The sequence below is a fragment of the Streptomyces sp. CCM_MD2014 genome (assembly GCF_000772045.1).
GTDB lineage: Bacteria > Actinomycetota > Actinomycetes > Streptomycetales > Streptomycetaceae > Streptomyces > Streptomyces salinarius.
Genome location: NZ_CP009754.1, coordinates 5,457,325 through 5,473,923, shown reverse-complemented (window position 1 = coordinate 5,473,923; position 16,599 = coordinate 5,457,325). Strand labels below are relative to the sequence as shown.

Sequence of the window (16,599 nt, the reverse complement as noted above, 5' to 3'; positions counted from 1 at the left end):
GGCCCGACGAGTCCACCCCGGCCGAAGGCGCCGAGCGGGCCCACGGCACCGACCGGGCCGACGGGTCCGTCACCTACGTCCCCGCCACGGTGACCCGGTCGGCCAAGATCGTGGTCGCGGGCGGTTTCGGCGTCGGCAAGACGACGCTGATCGGCAGCGTCTCGGAGGTGCGGCCGCTGCGGATGGAGGAGCCGATCACGCAGGCCAGCGCCGGTGTGGACGACCTGCGCGGCACCCCGCACAAGACGACGACCACCGTGGCGATGGACTTCGGCCGCATCCACATGGCCGGCGGCCGGCTCGCCCTGTACCTGTTCGGGCTGCCGGGGCAGGCCCGCTTCCAGCCGCTGTGGGAGGACCTGGCCGAGGGCGCCCTCGGCTGTCTCGTCCTGGCCGACACACGCGATCTCGACGCCTCCCACGACGCCCTCGGACTGCTCGACAGCGCGGGCATTCCGTACGCCGTCGCGATCAACACCTTCCCCGGCGCGCCGAGTTACCCCGAGGCCGAACTGCGCGAGGCGCTGGCCCTGGAGCCGGCCACGCCCCTGACGTACTGCGACGCCCGCGACCGCACCTCCTCCCTGCACGCCCTGATCACGCTCACCGAGTACCTCTCCGAGCACCGTTCAGCCGCCCTCCTGGAGTCCCGCCGATGACGCTGCCCTCCGCCGAGCCCGCGCCCGCCGGTCCCCCGGGCCCTATCGCCCTGTACACACCGGAGTTCGCCGCCGACCCGCACGCCGCCTACCGGAGCATGCGCCGCACCCACGGCCCGCTCGTCCCGGTCGACCTGGCGCCCGGGGTGCCCGCGACCCTGGTGATCGGCTACTACCAGGCCCGCCGCATCCTCAACGACCCGCTGCACTTCCCGGCCGACCCGCGCGCCTGGGAGAAGCTGATCCCGGCGACCTGCCCGGTGCGGCCGATGATGGAGTGGCGGCCCAACGCGCTGCGCTCGGGCGGCGCCGAGCACGCCCGCTACCGGGCGGCCAACACCCACGCCATCGACCAGGTCGACCAGCACGGGCTGCGCGCCCTGGTCGAGAAGGTCGCCGACGGGGCCATCGACGGCTTCCGCGCGGCCGGGTCGGCGGACCTGCTGACCCAGTACTCCTTCCCCATCGCCTTCAGCGTGCTCAGCGCGCTGCTCGGCTGCCCGGACGAGATCGGGCAGCGCATCGCCGACGGCATGGCGAAGATCTTCGACACCACCAACGCCGAGCAGGGCAACGTGATCCTCGCCCGGGCCGTGTCCGACCTGGTGGCCCTGCGCCGGGCCCACCCCGGCGACGACATCACGTCCCGGCTGGCCCAGCACCCCGTCGAGCTGACCGACGAGGAGATGAGCCACCAGCTCGTCACGCTCTACGGCGCCGGGATCGAACCCATGACCAACCTGATCAGCAACACGATCCTGAAGATCCTCACCGACGACGAGTTCTCCGCCGACCTGCACGCCGGGCTGTCCACGGTGCGCGACGCCCTCGACGCCGTCCTCTACACCGACCCGCCGATGGCCAACTACTGCATCTCCTACCCGCCGTACCCCATCGACGTGGAGGGCGTGCTGCTGCCGGCCGACCAGCCGGTGGTGATCTCGATGGCGGCCGCGAACAACGACCCGGCCCTCACCGAGGGCGTGCCCGGCGGGCGGCTCGGCGGCAACCGCGCCCACCTGGCGTGGAGCGCCGGCCCGCACACCTGCCCCGCCCGCTCGCACGCCTACCTGATCGCCGAGACCGCGGTCACCCACCTCCTGGACGCACTGCCGGAGACCGACCTGGCCCGGCCGCTCGCCGAACTGACCTGGCGCCCCGGCCCGTTCCACCGCGCCCTCGAATCCCTGCCCGTCACCTTCCCCGCCGCTCAGCCCGCCGCACACTAAGGAGCCAGGCCATGGCGCCCCAGCAGCCCGTCCTCGTCCTCGACCCCTCCGGCGCCGATCACCACGCCGAGCACCGCGCCCTGCGGGAGCGCGGCCCGGCCACTCGGGTGGACGTCCTCGGCGTCGAGGCCTGGTCGGTCAGCGATCCCGCCCTCCTCAAACAGCTACTCACCAGCTCCGACGTGTCCAAGGACGCCCGGGCGCACTGGCCCGCCTTCGGCGAGGTCGTCACCACCTGGCCGCTGGCGCTGTGGGTGGCGGTGGAGAACATGTTCACCGCCTACGGGCCGAACCACCGCAAGCTGCGCCGCCTGGTGGCGCCCGCCTTCAGCGCCCGCCGGATAGCGGCGATGCGGCCGGCCGTCGAGACGATGGTGACCGCTCTCGTCGACCGGCTCGCGGAGCTGCCCGCCGGTGAACCGGTCGATCTGCGGCAGGAGTTGGCCTACCCGCTGCCCATCGCGGTGATCGGTCATCTCATGGGCGTGCCCGAGGACCAGCGCGACGGCTTCCGCGCCGTCGTGGACGGCGTCTTCGACACCACCCTGGACCAGGCCGAGGCGCAGGCCAACACCGCGGGCCTGTACGGGGTCCTGGACCAGCTCATCGCGGCCAAGCGCGCGACGCCGGGCGACGACATGACGTCGCTGCTCATCGCCGCGCGGGACGACGAGGGCGACGGCGACCGCCTCTCCCCCGAGGAGCTGCGCGACACCCTGCTGCTGATGATCAGCGCCGGTTACGAGACCACCGTCAACGTCATCGACCAGGCCGTGCACACCCTGCTGACCCACCCCGACCAGCTCGCCCTGGTCCGCAAGGGCGAGGCCACCTGGGGGGACGTGGTGGAGGAGACGCTGCGTCACGAACCGGCGGTCAAGCACCTGCCGCTGCGGTACGCGGTCACCGACATCCCGCTGCCGGACGGGCGGACCATCGCCCGCGGGGAGGCCATCCTCGCCTCGTACGCCGCCGCCAACCGGCACCCGGACTGGCACAGGGACGCCGACACCTTCGACGCGACCCGCACGGTCAAGGAGCACCTGGCCTTCGGCCACGGCGTGCACTTCTGCCTGGGCGCGCCGCTGGCCCGCATGGAGGTGACCCTCGCGCTGGAGAGCCTCTTCGGCCGCTTCCCGGACCTGCGTCTCGCCGACCCGGCCGAGGAGCTGCCGCCCGTGCCCTCGCTGATCAGCAACGGCCACCAGCGGCTCCCGGTCCTGCTGCACGCCGGCTGAGCGGCGGGCGCGGGACCGGGTACCGGGGGTGCCGTCCGGGGACCGCGCCTCAGCCGAACATCCCCGGCTCGTAGTCGCCGGCCGGCTGCTGGGTGATGACGTTCAGGCGGTTGTAGGTGTTGATGACGGCGATCAGGCCGACGAGGGCGGTGAGCTGCTCCTCGTCGTAGTGCTTCGCCGCGTTCGCCCAGGCCTCGTCGGTGACGCCGCCGGAGGCGTCGGCGAGGCGGGTGCCCTGCTCGGTCAGCTCCAGGGCGGCGCGCTCCGCGTCGGTGAACACCTTGGCCTCCCGCCAGGCGGCGATCAGGTTGAGGCGCAGCGAGGTCTCCCCCGCCTTCGCGGCGTCCTTGGTGTGCATGTCGAGGCAGAAGCCGCAGCCGTTGATCTGGCTGGCGCGGATCTTGACCAGCTCCTGGGTCGTGGCCGGCAGCGTCGAGTCGGACACGGCCTTGCCCGCGGAGTTGATGTGGCGCAGGATCTTGCCGGCGAGCGGGCTGGCGAACATGTTGAGACGCGCTTCCATGACGGGTTCCTCTCCATCGTTGCCTGACTGGCTTCTTGGTCGTACACAGCTACGACGGATGCCGGCGGCGCGATGTGACAGGCCGCGGCGGCTCTCGCATGTGACCTGCGTCTCACCCGATCGGGGTCGGTCGCTCCAGCAGCCGGCCCAGCGCCGCCGTCACGGCGTCCGGGCGTTCGTCCGTCACCCAGTGGCCCGCGTCGTCCAGCAGCGTCAGTTCGGCGCCGGGCACGGTCTCGGCCAGCTCGGTCGCGATGGCCGGGCTCAGATACGGGTCCGCGCCGCCCCAGACGACCGCCGTCGGGCAGGCGAGGTCACGCAGGCCCCGGCGCAGTTCGGGGCGGGGCGGGGTGCGGTAGTCGCCGAAGTAGTGCAGCAGCCAGCGGCTGCCCTCGGGGGTGGCCATCCAGTCGACGTATCCGTCCAGGACGCCGGGCTCCAGCCGTCCGGCGCGTACGAGCGGGGCGAAGGCGCGCCGGTGGAGGGCGGCGTAGGGCAGGCGCGTCGCCGGACGGTGCAGGGCGGGGGTGCGCCCGACGAGGCCGAGCAGGCTGAAGAGGGCGTACCAGCGACGGGTGAAGGTGCCCTGCGCCCGGCTGTTGAGGATCGCCAGCCTGCGTACCCGTCCGGGGTGGGCCTGGGCGAAGCCGAGCGAGAGGAAGCCGCCGTAGTCGTGGCCGGCCAGGTTCACCGAGTCCAGCTCCAGCGCGTCCAGGAGCCGGCCGAGCCGGGCGACCTCCGTGTCGTAGTCGAAGGACAGGTGCAACGGCCGGTCGGACGCGCCCCAGCCGAGGAGGTCCGGGGTGATGACCCGGTACCGGTCCGACAGGGGCGGGACCTGGTGGCGCCAGCAGTGGTGGTCGGCCGGGTAGCCGTGCAGGAGCAGTACGGGCTCGGCGTCCCGCGGTCCCGCTTCCCAGCAGGCGACACGGGCGCCGTCCACGGTGAGCGTCCGGGGGCGGGGCCGGTCGCAGGTGCCGGGGCGCTGCGTGGTCATCGTCTCCTCCGGTGCTCGTCTTCCCGCTACCCCAACGGGACGAATACCCGCGAGTGTCGCGATCAGGGCTCGGTGTTCGGCCGAAAGGGGCGGGGATTAGCCTGAACCCGGCAAGTCGGTGCGCCGGACATCGGTTCGACCGGGACCGGTGCGGCAGTGCAGGAGGCAGAGATGGCGAAGGTTCCCAGCGCGGCGGTCGCCGCGGGCGGTCTCGTCGGCGGGTACGGCGTGGCCCGCTGGACGAAGAAGCGGCAGCTCGGCGGGGCCGTGCTCGCCGTCGCCGGGGCCGCCGCCGCGCAGCAGTGGCGGGCGCGGGCGGGCGGGAAGGCCGCGGGCGCGCTGACGGCGGCGTACGTCGCCGGGTTCGCGGGGTCGCACCCGCTGGCCAAGAAGGTGGGCGCCTGGCCCGCCGTGTTCGGCGTGGCCGGTGCCGTGGCGCTGGCCTCCTGGGCGGTCGCCGACCGGCGCGCCTGAGCGGCACGGCACCGGCCCGGCCGGGACCGCCGGCCTGCAAAGGGGCTCAGGTCAGGTGGGTCAGCACGTTGATCACCCGGCCGTCCGGGGCCCGGACGAAGAAGCGCCGTACGCCCCACTCCTCGTCCCGGGGCTCCCGCACGATCTCGGCGCCCGACGCGGCGACCTGGTCGTAGACCGCGTCGACGTCCTCGACCTCCACGCTCAGGTCGGGGACGACGGGCGCCGTGCGTTCCTCGGTGAAGAGGCTGATCTGGGCGGTGGGGTTGGACGGGGAGGCCAGGGTCGTCACCCAGCCCATGTCCATGACCTCCTCGAAGCCGAGCAGGCCGTAGAAGTCCCTGCTCGTGTTCCACTGCTCCTCGGCCTCGACGTGGATGTTCGGGACGATCCTGCGGATGCTCATCGGGGGCTCCTCGACGTCTGTGCCGGGTCGGACCGGGCCTGCGGGGGCGACGCTACGCGGTCTTCGCGCCGGAGCCCGCGTTTCCGGGCGCGTCCGGCGCCGCCGCCGACAGCGGCTCCGCGATGTCCTCCAGCGAGCGGCGTTCCGCCTTCACCGCGAGGAACGCCGCCACCAGGCCGGCCGCGCACATCAGGCCGGCGCCGATCTGGAAGGCCAGGACCGTGTCGCCGACCACGCCCGACTCGGTCAGGTCGGCGAAGAGCAGCGGGCCGCTGATACCGCCGGCGGCGGTGCCGAGGGCGTAGAAGAAGGCGATGGCCATGGCGCGGGTCTCCATGGGGAAGATCTCGGAGACGGTCAGGTACGCGCTGGACGCGCCCGCCGAGGCGAAGAACAGCACCACGCACCAGCAGGCCGTCATGGTCGTCGCCGTGAGCGAGCCGCGGTCGAAGAGCCAGGCGGTGCCGAAGAGCAGGAGGCCGGAGAGCAGATAGGTGCCGGAGATCATGATCCGGCGGCCGACCGTGTCGAAGAGCGGGCCGAGCACCAGCGGTCCGCAGAAGTTGCCCGCGGCGATGACGGCGAAGTAGTAGCCGGTGCTGCCGGTCGGCACGTCGAAGAACGTGATGAGGATGGTGCCGAAGCCGAAGGTGATGGCGTTGTAGAGGAAGGCCTGGCCGATGAAGAGGGACAGACCCAGGACCGCGCGGCGCGGGTAGCGGCCGAAGACGGTCCTGGCGATCAGACCGAAGCCGATGGACTTGCGCTGGTGGATGGTGATCTCACCGGCGGGCGGCGGCAGCTTCTCACCCTTCTCCCGCTCGATCTCCCGTTCGACGGAGTCGACGAGCCGGTCGGCCTTCTCCCCCTGGCCGTGGATGAACTGCCAGCGTGGACTCTCCGGTACGTGCCGCCGCACCAGCAGCACCACCAGGCCCAGGACCACACCGAGCGCGAAGCTGAGCCGCCAGCCGACGTCCTTGGCGAAGATGCCGGTGTCCAGCATCACGATGGACAGCAGGGCGCCGCCGATCGCGCCGAGCCAGTAGCTGCCGTTGATGATGAGGTCGACCCGGCCCCGGTAGCGGGACGGGATCAGCTCGTCGATCGCGGAGTTGATCGCCGCGTACTCGCCGCCGATGCCGAAGCCGGTGAGGAAGCGGAAGAGGAAGAACCACCAGGACTCGAAGGAGACCGCGGTCAGCGCGGTGGCCGCCAGATAGACCACCAGCGTGATCATGAACAGCTTCTTGCGGCCGTGCCGGTCGGTCAGCCAGCCGAAGAACAGCGCCCCGGAGCAGGCGCCGGCCACGTACAGGGCGGCGGCGAGGCCGGTGATCTGGGCGGAGCTGATGTCCAGGCCGCTGCCGTCCTCGGCGATCCGCCCGGCGACGTTGCCGACGATCGTGACTTCCAGGCCGTCCAGGATCCAGACGGTGCCCAGGCCGATCACGATCATCCAGTGCCAGCGCGACCAGGGCAGGCGGTCCAGTCGGGCGGGGACGGCCGTGGTGACCGTGCCGGTGGAGGCGGGCACCGACGCCGGCGATTCTCCTGTCATGGCGTGGGAGTGCCCGCGGCGGACGGGGTTACGCCCCCAGGATGCGGGAGACGGTGTAGATCAGCAGCCCGGCCAGCGAGCCGACGACGGTGCCGTTGATGCGGATGAACTGGAGGTCGCGGCCGATGTTCGCCTCGATCTTCTTCGTGGTGTGCTCGGCGTCCCAGCCCGCCACCGTGTCGGTGATCAGCGAGGTGATCTCCTTGCGGTAGGTGGTGACGACGTACACCGCGGCGCCCTCCACCCAGCCGTCGACCTTGGCCTGCACCTTGGGGTCACAGGCCATCCGGGCGCCCAGCGACAGCAGCGAGGCACGCACCCTGAGCCGCAGCTCGCTGCGCTCGTCCTCCGCGGCCGAGACGATCATCGACCGTACGGCCGTCCAGGCGGACGCGATCAGGTCCTGGACCTCGCCGCGGCCCAGCACCTCGGTCTTCAGCCGCTCCACGCGCGCGCGGGTCTCCGTGTCGGACTGGAGGTCGGCGGCGAAGTCGGTGAGGAAGCGGTCCAGGGCGCCGCGCGCGGGGTGGGCGGGCATGTCGCGCATCTCGGTGACGAAGCGCAGCAGCTCCTTGTAGACCCGGTCGCCGATCTTCCGGTCCACGAACCGGGGCGTCCAGCCGGGCGCCCCGCCCTGCACGGCGTCCATCACGGAGTCGCCGTGCAGGATCAGCCAGTCGTGGGCGCGGGAGACGATCAGGTCGACGGCGCGCTTGTGACCGCCGTCGGAGACGACCCGGTCCAGCATCTTGCCGATGCCGGGCGCGATCTCCTGCGCGTCGGCCCGGCGCGTGATCGCCTCCCCGACCACCGCCTGGACGTCGGAGTCCCGCAGCACGGTGAGGGCTCCGCGCAGGGCGGCGGACAGCTCGGCCGTCACCCGGTCGGCGTGTTCGGGCACGGCGAGCCAGGCGCCGAGGCGGCTGCCGATGCCGACGGCGCGCAGCCGGTGGCGCACGACGGCCTCGGAGAGGAAGTTCTCCCCGACGAACTCGCCCAGCGAGACGCCCAGCTGGTCCTTCTTCTTCGGGATGATCGCGGTGTGCGGGATGGGGATGCCGAGCGGGTGGCGGAAGAGCGCGGTGACCGCGAACCAGTCCGCGAGCGCGCCGACCATGCCGGCCTCGGCGGCGGCCGACACATAGCCCGCCCAGGCGCCCGCGCCGCGGTGGGAGGCCCACTCGGACAGGACGTAGACCACGGCGACGAAGAGCAGCAGGCCGGTCGCGGTGAGCTTCATCCGGCGCACGCCGCGGCGCTTGATCTCGTCGGCCGGGCTGAACGACGTCATCGCACGGTCACGGACCGCACCCGCGCCGCCGGCGTCCTCCCCTGCGCCCGTCCCGGTGCCCCCGGAACCACCTCTGTCCCCCGCACCCGCAGGAAGTTCCGCTTTCGTGCGTTCCATCCGCTCCACCGTTCGCTGATACGTCCCTCACACATTGTCCCTTCCTGACCGACTCCCGGAACGGAACACAAGTTCCCGGCGTCTGTCCCGGGAGGGGGAACGCCCGGGGCTCCCGCGGCCTTTCCTCCGCCCATGACGCATCATGGGTTCATCGGACCGGAGCCCTCGGGGCTCCCCTCGCCCGAGGAGAACAGCACAGCATGACCCCTGGTCGTGACGGGGGTGCGGGGGCGCCTCCCACCAAGCACCGTGCCCTGCTCGCGGCGATCGTCACCCTGATAGTGGCGATCTCCGCGGCCATATACGCCGGAGCGTCCGCGGACGTCGGCGCCGGGGACCACACACTGCAGGCCGGCGGCCGCCTCTCCCGGGGAGAGGCCGCCCCCGCCTCCACGGGCGTCTGGGTGGGCGCCTGGGCCACCGCGCCGGCCGCCGCCGAACCCGGCACCGAGACGACCGGCATGGCGGGCCGCTCCGTGCGCAACGTCGTGCACACCTCGGTCGGCGGCACCAGCGCGCGCATCACCCTGTCCAACCTGTACGGCCAGTCGCCGCTGACCGTCACGCACGCCTCGATAGCCCTGGCCGCGGGGCCGGACACGGCCGCCGCCGCCGCCGCCGACACCATGCGCCGGCTCACCTTCGGCGGCAGCGCCCGGGTGATCATCCCCGCGGGCGGCCAGGTGATGAGCGACGTCGCCCGCATCGCCATCCCCTACGGGGCGAACGTCCTGGTCACCACGTACTCCCCGCTCCCGTCCGGGCCGGTGACCTACCATCCGATGGCCCGGCAGACCAGCTACCTCGCCGACGGCGACCGCACGGCCGACGTCACCGGCGTCGCGTACACCACGCCCACGCCGTACTGGCGCTACCTGACCGCGCTGGACGTGCTGAGCCACGAGGCCGACGGCACGGTGGTGGCGTTCGGCGACTCGATCACCGACGGTCTCGGCGCCGACGTCGACGCCAACCACCGCTGGACCGACGTCCTCGCCGAGCGGCTGCACGACGCGGCCGGCGACGGCCGGGACACGCCCCGCTACAGCGTCGTGAACGAGGGCATCAGCGGCAACCGCCTGCTGACCGGCAGGACGGGCCGGCCCGCCGACAACCCGAGCGGTCTGAGCCGCTTCGAACGCGACGTGCTGCAACGCACGGGCGTCAAGGTCGTCGTCGTCCTCCTCGGCGTCAACGACATCCTGCACAGCCCCGAACTCGCCGACCGCGACGGCATCCTCACCGGCCTGCGCACCCTCGTCGACCGGGCGCACGACCGGGGCCTGAGGGTCGTCGGCGGCACGATCCTGCCGTTCGGCGGCTACGGCGGCTACACCGAGGCCCGCGAGACGATGCGGCAGGAGATCAACGAGGAGATCCGCTCCGGCCGGGTCTTCGACGCGGTCGTCGACTTCGACAAGGCCCTGCGCGACCCCTACGACCCGCGCCGGATGCGCTCCGACTACGACAGCGGCGACCACCTCCACCCCGGCGACAAGGGATACGCGCGCATGGGCCAGATCCTCGACCTGGACACCCTGAAGGGCGCGGCACCCGTCGCGGCGTAGCGCCGCCCGGCCCGCGGCGCCCGTCAGTCCTCGCCCCGCCTGCGGCGGTCGCGGTCCTCGTGGCGGAGTTCGCGCCGCTCGCGGCGTTCCTCGCGGTGCTCGCGCACCATGTCGCGGTGGTCCTCCAGCATCCTGCGGTGCGCCGACTCGGCGTCCTCCCGGACGGCGGAGTGCAGCTCCCTGCGGGCGGCCCTGCGCTCCAGCTTCTCCTGCCGGCGCTCCTCCTTCAGCCGCAGCCGCTCCGCCCGCGTCACCTTGCGCTCGACGCCGACCCCGCCCCACAGGGCGAAGCCCGTCACGATGACGCGCGGGGCGCCCGGATCGCCGGGGACGCCCTCCTCGCGGTGGTCGAAACCGCCCATGATGCCGATACCGCGCACGATCACCTCGACGCCGGGCGGCACGATCACCTGCATCCCGCCCATGATCGCGACGCAGTTGAGCACGACCTCGCCGGCCGAGAAGTCCGCCTCACGCAGGTCGATCTCACCACCGCCCCAGAGCGCGAAGGAGTTGAACCGCCCCGGCACCGTCCAGCGCCCCTTGCGCTGGAAGCCGGACATCACGGCGACCGCCCAGGTCGAGGAGGGCTCCGCGCCGGTGATCCGTCCCGCCCAGCCCCCGGCCCGCTCGGGCTCCTTGGTCATCGACACCCTGGGCGCCACGGGTGCCGCGGGCGCCTCGCCCACCGGCAGATCCCGGGTGATCGGCGCCAGCTCCCCGTACGTCCGCGCCTTGTAGGTGGCGTCCAGCCGCTCCTCGAACTCGGTCATGTCCAGGCGTCCCTCGGCGAGGGCGTCGCGCAGGACCTCGGCGACTCGTTCACGGTCGGCGTCGGATGCGCGGAGTTCCGGGGCGTCGTCGGTCATGTACAGCAGCCTACGAGGTGACCGCGCCGGACACTACGCGCCCGCGCGTTCCGCGTACATCTTCGCGATCACCGATTCGATGTCCGGCTCCCGCACCGACAGGTCCACCAGCGGATACCGGGCCGCGACCGCCGCCACCAGCCCGGCCGCCGACGCCGACGCCGGGAACGCCAGCCACTGCCGCGGCCCCTCCACCCGCACCACCCGCGCCGGCTCCGGCGCCTCGATCGGCGGCAACTCCCGTTCCAGGTCCACGACCAGGGTGCGTTCGCTCTCCCCCGACTCGTGCAGGCCCTCCAGCGGGCCGTCGTACATCAGCCGGCCGTGGTCGATGACCATCACGCGCGAGCACAGCTGCTCGATGTCCTGGAGGTCGTGCGTGGTCAGCAGCACCGTCGTGCCGCGCTCCGCGTTCAAGTCCCGCAGAAAACCCCGCACCTTGGTCTTGGAGACGACGTCGAGCCCGATCGTCGGCTCGTCGAGGTACAGCACCTCGGGATCGTGCAGCAGCGCCGCCGCGATGTCGCCGCGCATCCGCTGGCCGAGCGACAGTTGCCGTACCGGCACGTCCAACAGGTCCTGGAGCTGGAGCAGTTCGACGCACCGGTCCAGGTTCTCGCGGTAACGGGCGTCGGGGATGCGGTACATGCGGTGCATCAGCCGGTAGGAGTCGATCAGCGGCAGGTCCCACCACAGCGTCGTGCGCTGCCCGAAGACCACGCCGATGCGGTGCGCCAGCCGGGTCCGCTCCCGGGACGGGTCGATGCCCGCCACCCGCAGCCGGCCCCCGCTCGGTGTCAGGATGCCGGTGAGCATCTTGATCGTCGTAGACTTCCCGGCGCCGTTCGGGCCGATGTAGCCGACCACCTCGCCGCGCGACACGGTGAACGACAGCCCGTCCACGGCCCGCACCCGCCGCCGCTCCCGCTTCAGGAAGCCCGTCTTCTTGCGCACGTCGAAGACCTTCTCCACGCCCTCCAGCTCGATGAAGGCCCCGCCGTCCGCCTCCCCGCCCGTCACGGTCTCCCTCTCCGCCGTCTCCGCCGTGGTCCCGGCCGTCCCGGCCGTCTCGGTCATCTCCCTCAGCTCCCCGTACTCCGGTACGAACGCAGACCCGCCCGCCACGCCAGCCCGGCGAGCGCACAGCAGGCCGCGGCCACCAACGGCGTCGTGAACGCCGCCCACCCCGGCAGGCCCAGCGGATACGGCCGCCCCAGCACGTAACTCGCCGGCAGCCAGTTCACGAACGCCAGCGGCACCACGAACGTCGCCCCGCGCACCAGGTCGAGCGCGAACACCGTCGGCGGGTACTGCAGCAGCGTCGTACCGCCGTAGGTGAAGGCGTTGGCCACCTCCGAGGCGTCCTGCGCCACGAACTGGAACGCCGCCGCCGCCAGGAAGACCGCGCAGAAGATCCCCGCACCGCCGAGCAGCATCACCGGCATCAGCAGCAGCTTCCCCGCCGTCCAGTCGACGTCCACGACCACCAGCGCGTACCCGAGCACCAGCACCCCCTGCGTCACCCGGCCCAGCCGGCGCAGCGCGAACCGGTCCGCCGCCACCTGCGCGAGCACCGGCACGGGCCGCACCAGCAGCGTGTCCAGCGTGCCGTCGCGCACCCGGCGCCCCAGCCGCTCCATCGAGCCGACCGCCAGGTCGGCCAGGCCGAAGGACACCCCGGACAACCCGTACAGGAACGCCACCTCCGGCAACGACCAGCCGCCCAGCGCGTCGACGCGGGAGAACATCAGCAGGATCGCCACGAAGTCCAGCGCGGTCATCGCGAAGTTGCCGAACGTCGTCAGCGCGAACGACGTCCGGTACGCCATCGTCGACCTGATCCACATCCCGGCGATCAGCCCGTACGCCCGCACCCCCTCGACGACCCGCCCCCGCCGTACGCCCCGGTCGGCCGAAAACGACACCTCAGCCACCCTGGACCACCACCCGCCGCGTCGCCGCCGACTGCACCAGACGGCCCACCGCCAGCAGCGCCACCGCCCAGGACGCCTGGAACAGATACGTCGGCAGCGGGTCCGCCTCCCCCAGCAGCACGTCCGCCGGCGCCTGCAGCAGCGACGACCACGGCAGCGCCCGCACCACCTCGCCGAGCGCCCCCGGGAACACGTTCAGCGGCAGCAGCATCCCCGAGCAGAACAGCCCCGCCAGCCACGCCATCTGCGTCACCCCCGTCCCGTCCAGCAGCCAGAACGCCGACAGCGCCACCAGATAGCGCAGCGCGAAACCCACCAGCATCGCCAGCACCAGCGTCACCAGGAACGCCGCCCACACACTCACCTCACGCGGCAGCGCAACCGGGAAGAACAACGATCCGAACACGAAAGGCACCACCCCGCGGCCCAGGAGCTGGAACAGCGCCCGGCCCACGTCGGCCGCCAGCCACCACAGCTGAAGATCGACCGGACGGTACAGATCGACGGCGACATCACCCGTACGGATGCGCTCCATCAGCTCGTCCTCGAAGCCCCCGCCGCCGATCGCCAGCGCCGCCAGCAGCGCCTGCCCCAGCCACACGAACGTCGTCGCCTGCGCCTGGTCGTACCCCCCGAGCTGCGGTTTCTCGTCCCACAGGGCCAGATACGTGTATACGAGGATCAGTCCGAAAACGGTGTTCGTGAACACCCCGGCCGCTGTGGCCGCCCGATACGTCGCGTACCGTCGGAATCCACCCGCCGCGACGGCCACGTACAACCGCCCCGAGCCCGCACCCACAGCCCTCCCCCTCCGACCGGCACCGAAGCGCAGGAGCCTAGTGCGACCGCGCAGGCCCCCGCCACGGAATTTCACGGGTGTGCCGTCGAGTGGGAACGGAACTCACGGTGCGAGAGTCTTCTTCAGAAGAACTCAGACGTACGAAAACCGTACGAAATGAAACAGGAGTCCGTGCACGAGATGAGCGACGAGCCGCAGCCGCAGCCACAGCAGCCGAACCGGGGCTGGGCGTCGGGAACACCGGACGCCGCCGGGAAGACGAAGAAGGCGAAGCGGCCCAAGCGCACCGGCTGGCGACGGCTGATCCCCACCTGGCGCATCGTGCTGAGCACCGTCGTCATCGGCCTGCTGCTCATCGTCGGCGGCTTCTTCCTCGGCTACCACCTCGTCAAGATCCCCGCCGCCAACGCGCTCGCCACCAAGCAGTCCAACGTCTACCTGTACGCCGACGGCACCGTCCTCGCCCGCGACGGCGAGGTCAACCGCGAGAGCGTCGGCCTCGCCCGCATCTCCAAGGACGCCCAGCACGCGGTCCTCGCCGCCGAGGACCGCGACTTCTACACCGAGTCCGCCATCGACCCCATGGCGATGGTCCGCGCCGGCTGGAACACCGCCACCGGCAAGGGCAAGCAGTCCGGCTCCACCATCACCCAGCAGTACGTCAAGAACTACTACCTCGCCCAGGAACAGACGGTCACCCGCAAGGTGAAGGAGTTCTTCATCGCGATCAAGCTCGACCGCGAGAAGAGCAAGGACGAGATCCTCGAGGGCTACCTCAACACCAGCTTCTTCGGCCGCGGCGCCTACGGCATCCAGGCCGCCGCCCAGGCCTACTTCGGCGTCGACGCCAAGGACCTCACCGCCGCCCAGGGCGCCTACCTGGCCTCCCTGCTCAACGCCCCCAGCCAGTACGACGTCGTCGCCCACCCCGAGAACAAGCCCGCCGCCGAGGCCCGCTGGAACTACGTCATGAACGGCATGGTCGACAAGGGCTGGCTCAGCGCCTCCGACCGCGCCGCCGCGAAGTTCCCCAAGCCCAAGCAGTCCACCGTCTCCACCAACATGTCCGGACAGCGCGGCTACGTCGTCAACATCGTCAAGAAGTACCTGATCGAGAACGGCATCGTCGACGAGGAGGAACTCGGCCGCGGCGGCTACCGCATCACCACCACCCTCCAGAAGGACAAGCAGGACGCCTTCGTCAAGGCCGTCGACGACAAGCTCATGTCCCAGCTGGACAAGAAGGAACGCAAGGTCGACACCTACGTCCGCGCCGGCGGCGCCTCCGTCGACCCGAAGACCGGCAAGGTCGTCGCCATGTACAACGGCATCGACTACGTCAAGCAGTACACACCCAACGCCACCCGCCGCGACTTCCAGGTCGGCTCCACCTTCAAGCCCTTCGTGTTCACCTCCGCCGTCGAGAACCACTCCGAGACCCAGAGCGGCCAGACGATCAACCCGAACACGCGCTACGACGGCACCAGCGAACGCCCCGTCCAGGGCTGGGCCGGCGGCCGCTACGCCCCCGAGAACGAGGACCAGCGCGACTACGGCAACGTCACCGTCCGCGAGGCCACCGACAAGTCCATCAACGCCGTGTACGCCCAGATGGCCGTCGACGTCGGCTCCGACAAGGTCATGCAGACCGCGATCGACCTCGGCCTCTCCAAGAACACGCCCGAACTCACCCCCTCCCCCTCCATCGCCCTCGGCGTCGCCACCGCCAGCCCCCTCGACATGGCCGAGGCCTACGCCACCCTCGCCAACCACGGCAGGCACAGCACCTACACGCTGGTCGAGAAGGTCATGAAGGACGGCAAGCAGGAGGTCGAGCTGCCCGAGCGGCGCGAGCACCAGGCCGTCAGCCGCGAGGCCGCCGACACCACCACGTCCGTCCTGCGCAGCGTCGTCCAGAACGGCACCGCCAGCGCCGCCCAGGCCGTCGGCCGCCCCGCCGCCGCCAAGACCGGCACCGCCGAGGAGGACACCGCCGCCTGGTTCGCCGGCTACACCCCCGACCTCGCCACCGTCGTCGCCGTCATGGGCCAGGACCCCAAGACCGCCGCCCACAAGTCCCTGTACGGCGCCATGGGCCTCCCCCGCATCAACGGCGGCGGCGCCCCCGCCGAGATCTGGAGCCAGTACACCCGCAACGCCCTCAAGGGCGAACCCGTCACCGACTTCGACCTCCAGCTCCAGGCCGGTGCCGACGTCACCGCGCCCCCCAGCAGCGACGCCTCGGACGAACCCGGCGACGGCGACGAGAGCGGCAGCGGCGACCCGGACACCCCGTCCACCGGCGACGAGGACGGCTCCGGCAGCGACACCCCGGGCGACTCCGGCAGCAGCACCCCGCCCGGCGACTCCGGCGGCACCGAGTCCGACCCCCCGTCGACCGGCGGCGGCACTCCCGGCTCCGGCGGCCCCAGCACCGAGCCCGGCCCCACGGGCGGCGGCGACTCGGGCGGCGACTCCGGGGACGACTCCTCGAACGGCGGCACCGGCCCGGGCGGCGGGGACACCGACGGCGCGGGCGGCGGCGACACCGACACCGGCTTCCCCGGCGTCCCCGTCACACCCCGGCGTCAGTGACCGGAGGTCGCCTTCAGCCCCACGACGGCGACCAGCAGCAGACAGATGAAGAAGATCCGGGCGGCGGTCGCCGGCTCCCCCAGCACCACCATGCCGAGCACCGCCGCCCCGGCCGCACCGATGCCCACCCACACGCCGTAGGCGGTACCGATGGGCAGCGTCCGTGCGGCGTACGACAGCAGCATCATGCTCGCGACGATCCCGGCACCGGTGAACACACTCGGCCACAGCCGCGTGAAACCGTCGGTGTACTTCATCCCGATCGACCAGCCGACCTCGAGCAGACCGGCGACGACGAGCAGAACCCACGCCATGACAGGCACCTCCGTGAACGAACTG

The 16,599-nt window shown here is 71.9% G+C and carries 16 protein-coding genes; 6 read left to right on the top strand and 10 right to left on the bottom strand.

The genetic code is table 11. The features are described from left to right. The first annotated feature begins 110 nt into the window (after positions 1–110). From NI25_RS24450 to NI25_RS24440, 3 genes are read left to right on the top strand one after another with little or no spacing between them, the layout of a single operon-like run. Positions 111–659 carry a GTP-binding protein gene (locus NI25_RS24450; protein WP_078884897.1) on the top strand — a complete coding sequence of 183 codons (549 nt, stop codon included), beginning with the start codon at positions 111–113 and terminating at the stop codon, positions 657–659. Then, positions 656–1,888, top strand: coding sequence for a cytochrome P450 (locus tag NI25_RS24445; RefSeq protein ID WP_061444489.1), 1,233 nt, complete (start codon positions 656–658; stop codon positions 1,886–1,888). Before NI25_RS24450 ends, NI25_RS24445 begins: the two co-directional genes overlap by 4 nt. Before the next feature lie 11 nt (positions 1,889–1,899). Then, positions 1,900–3,126, top strand: a complete 1,227-nt coding sequence (locus NI25_RS24440; protein ID WP_061444488.1) for a cytochrome P450 family protein — start codon at positions 1,900–1,902, stop codon at positions 3,124–3,126. Positions 3,127–3,175: 49 nt separating this feature from the next. On the opposite strand, the gene NI25_RS24435 is transcribed toward NI25_RS24440, so the two are convergent. After that, the gene (locus NI25_RS24435; protein ID WP_061444487.1) at positions 3,176–3,649 is read right to left on the bottom strand and encodes a carboxymuconolactone decarboxylase family protein; all 474 of its coding nucleotides are present in this window, start codon (positions 3,647–3,649) and stop codon (positions 3,176–3,178) included. A gap of 112 nt (positions 3,650–3,761) precedes the next feature. Continuing rightward, positions 3,762–4,646, bottom strand: coding sequence for an alpha/beta fold hydrolase (locus NI25_RS24430; RefSeq protein WP_061444486.1), 885 nt, complete (start codon positions 4,644–4,646; stop codon positions 3,762–3,764). 171 nt (positions 4,647–4,817) lie between these two features. Here NI25_RS24430 and NI25_RS24425 point away from each other — a divergent pair, with 171 nt between their 5' ends. Continuing rightward, complete coding sequence (locus tag NI25_RS24425; RefSeq protein WP_061444485.1) at positions 4,818–5,120, top strand: hypothetical protein; 303 nt, start codon at positions 4,818–4,820, stop codon at positions 5,118–5,120. Positions 5,121–5,166: 46 nt separating this feature from the next. Here NI25_RS24425 and NI25_RS24420 read toward each other — a convergent pair whose 3' ends face one another. The 3 genes from NI25_RS24420 to NI25_RS24410 are packed head-to-tail and all read right to left on the bottom strand — an operon-like array spanning position 5,167 to position 8,495. Then, the gene (locus NI25_RS24420) at positions 5,167–5,526 is read right to left on the bottom strand and encodes a VOC family protein (RefSeq protein ID WP_061444484.1); all 360 of its coding nucleotides are present in this window, start codon (positions 5,524–5,526) and stop codon (positions 5,167–5,169) included. Between the two features lie 52 nt (positions 5,527–5,578). Continuing rightward, positions 5,579–7,087, bottom strand: coding sequence for an MFS transporter (locus tag NI25_RS24415; protein ID WP_061444483.1), 1,509 nt, complete (start codon positions 7,085–7,087; stop codon positions 5,579–5,581). A 28-nt stretch (positions 7,088–7,115) separates the two neighbouring features. Further along, entirely contained in the window at positions 7,116–8,495 is a 1,380-nt protein-coding gene (locus tag NI25_RS24410) for a DUF445 domain-containing protein (RefSeq protein WP_061447078.1), read from the bottom strand. Between the two features lie 200 nt (positions 8,496–8,695). On the opposite strand from NI25_RS24410, the gene NI25_RS24405 reads away from it, so the two are divergent. Next, complete coding sequence (locus NI25_RS24405; RefSeq protein ID WP_061444482.1) at positions 8,696–10,063, top strand: SGNH/GDSL hydrolase family protein; 1,368 nt, start codon at positions 8,696–8,698, stop codon at positions 10,061–10,063. 23 nt (positions 10,064–10,086) lie between these two features. Here the strand turns inward: NI25_RS24405 and NI25_RS24400 are convergent, their stop codons facing one another. The 4 genes from NI25_RS24400 to NI25_RS24385 all read right to left on the bottom strand — a co-directional run bounded on the left by NI25_RS24400 (position 10,087) and on the right by NI25_RS24385 (position 13,665). Next, complete coding sequence (locus NI25_RS24400; protein ID WP_061444481.1) at positions 10,087–10,932, bottom strand: DUF1707 SHOCT-like domain-containing protein; 846 nt, start codon at positions 10,930–10,932, stop codon at positions 10,087–10,089. A 33-nt stretch (positions 10,933–10,965) separates the two neighbouring features. Beyond that, the gene (locus NI25_RS24395) at positions 10,966–12,009 is read right to left on the bottom strand and encodes an ABC transporter ATP-binding protein (RefSeq protein WP_233520771.1); all 1,044 of its coding nucleotides are present in this window, start codon (positions 12,007–12,009) and stop codon (positions 10,966–10,968) included. Between the two features lie 5 nt (positions 12,010–12,014). Beyond that, on the bottom strand, positions 12,015–12,779 hold the full coding sequence (locus NI25_RS24390) for an ABC transporter permease (RefSeq protein WP_267485814.1): 765 nt from the start codon (positions 12,777–12,779) through the stop codon (positions 12,015–12,017). 79 nt (positions 12,780–12,858) lie between these two features. Beyond that, entirely contained in the window at positions 12,859–13,665 is an 807-nt protein-coding gene (locus NI25_RS24385) for an ABC transporter permease (protein WP_061444480.1), read from the bottom strand. Between the two features lie 180 nt (positions 13,666–13,845). Here NI25_RS24385 and NI25_RS24380 point away from each other — a divergent pair, with 180 nt between their 5' ends. Then, positions 13,846–16,260 (top strand): transglycosylase domain-containing protein, encoded by a 2,415-nt coding sequence (locus tag NI25_RS24380; RefSeq protein ID WP_199561122.1) that lies wholly within the window; start codon positions 13,846–13,848, stop codon positions 16,258–16,260. Here NI25_RS24380 and NI25_RS24375 read toward each other — a convergent pair. Then, on the bottom strand, positions 16,254–16,574 hold the full coding sequence (locus NI25_RS24375; RefSeq protein ID WP_019325643.1) for a DMT family transporter: 321 nt from the start codon (positions 16,572–16,574) through the stop codon (positions 16,254–16,256). The genes NI25_RS24380 and NI25_RS24375 overlap by 7 nt on opposite strands. Positions 16,575–16,599: the final 25 nt, after the last annotated feature.

Bases quoted from the DNA above. Each gene is read 5' to 3' on its own strand.
- NI25_RS24445 (WP_061444489.1), top strand. From the start codon at position 656: ATGACGCTGCCCTCCGCCGAGCCCGCGCCCGCCGGTCCCCCGGGCCCT.
- NI25_RS24440 (WP_061444488.1), top strand. From the start codon at position 1,900: ATGGCGCCCCAGCAGCCCGTCCTCGTCCTCGACCCCTCCGGCGCCGAT.
- NI25_RS24435 (WP_061444487.1), bottom strand. From the start codon at position 3,649: ATGGAAGCGCGTCTCAACATGTTCGCCAGCCCGCTCGCCGGCAAGATC.
- NI25_RS24430 (WP_061444486.1), bottom strand. From the start codon at position 4,646: ATGACCACGCAGCGCCCCGGCACCTGCGACCGGCCCCGCCCCCGGACG.
- NI25_RS24425 (WP_061444485.1), top strand. From the start codon at position 4,818: ATGGCGAAGGTTCCCAGCGCGGCGGTCGCCGCGGGCGGTCTCGTCGGC.
- NI25_RS24420 (WP_061444484.1), bottom strand. From the start codon at position 5,526: ATGAGCATCCGCAGGATCGTCCCGAACATCCACGTCGAGGCCGAGGAG.
- NI25_RS24415 (WP_061444483.1), bottom strand. From the start codon at position 7,087: ATGACAGGAGAATCGCCGGCGTCGGTGCCCGCCTCCACCGGCACGGTC.
- NI25_RS24410 (WP_061447078.1), bottom strand. From the start codon at position 8,495: ATGGAACGCACGAAAGCGGAACTTCCTGCGGGTGCGGGGGACAGAGGT.
- NI25_RS24405 (WP_061444482.1), top strand. From the start codon at position 8,696: ATGACCCCTGGTCGTGACGGGGGTGCGGGGGCGCCTCCCACCAAGCAC.
- NI25_RS24400 (WP_061444481.1), bottom strand. From the start codon at position 10,932: ATGACCGACGACGCCCCGGAACTCCGCGCATCCGACGCCGACCGTGAA.
- NI25_RS24395 (WP_233520771.1), bottom strand. From the start codon at position 12,009: ATGACCGAGACGGCCGGGACGGCCGGGACCACGGCGGAGACGGCGGAG.
- NI25_RS24390 (WP_267485814.1), bottom strand. From the start codon at position 12,779: ATGTGGATCAGGTCGACGATGGCGTACCGGACGTCGTTCGCGCTGACG.
- NI25_RS24380 (WP_199561122.1), top strand. From the start codon at position 13,846: ATGAGCGACGAGCCGCAGCCGCAGCCACAGCAGCCGAACCGGGGCTGG.
- NI25_RS24375 (WP_019325643.1), bottom strand. From the start codon at position 16,574: ATGGCGTGGGTTCTGCTCGTCGTCGCCGGTCTGCTCGAGGTCGGCTGG.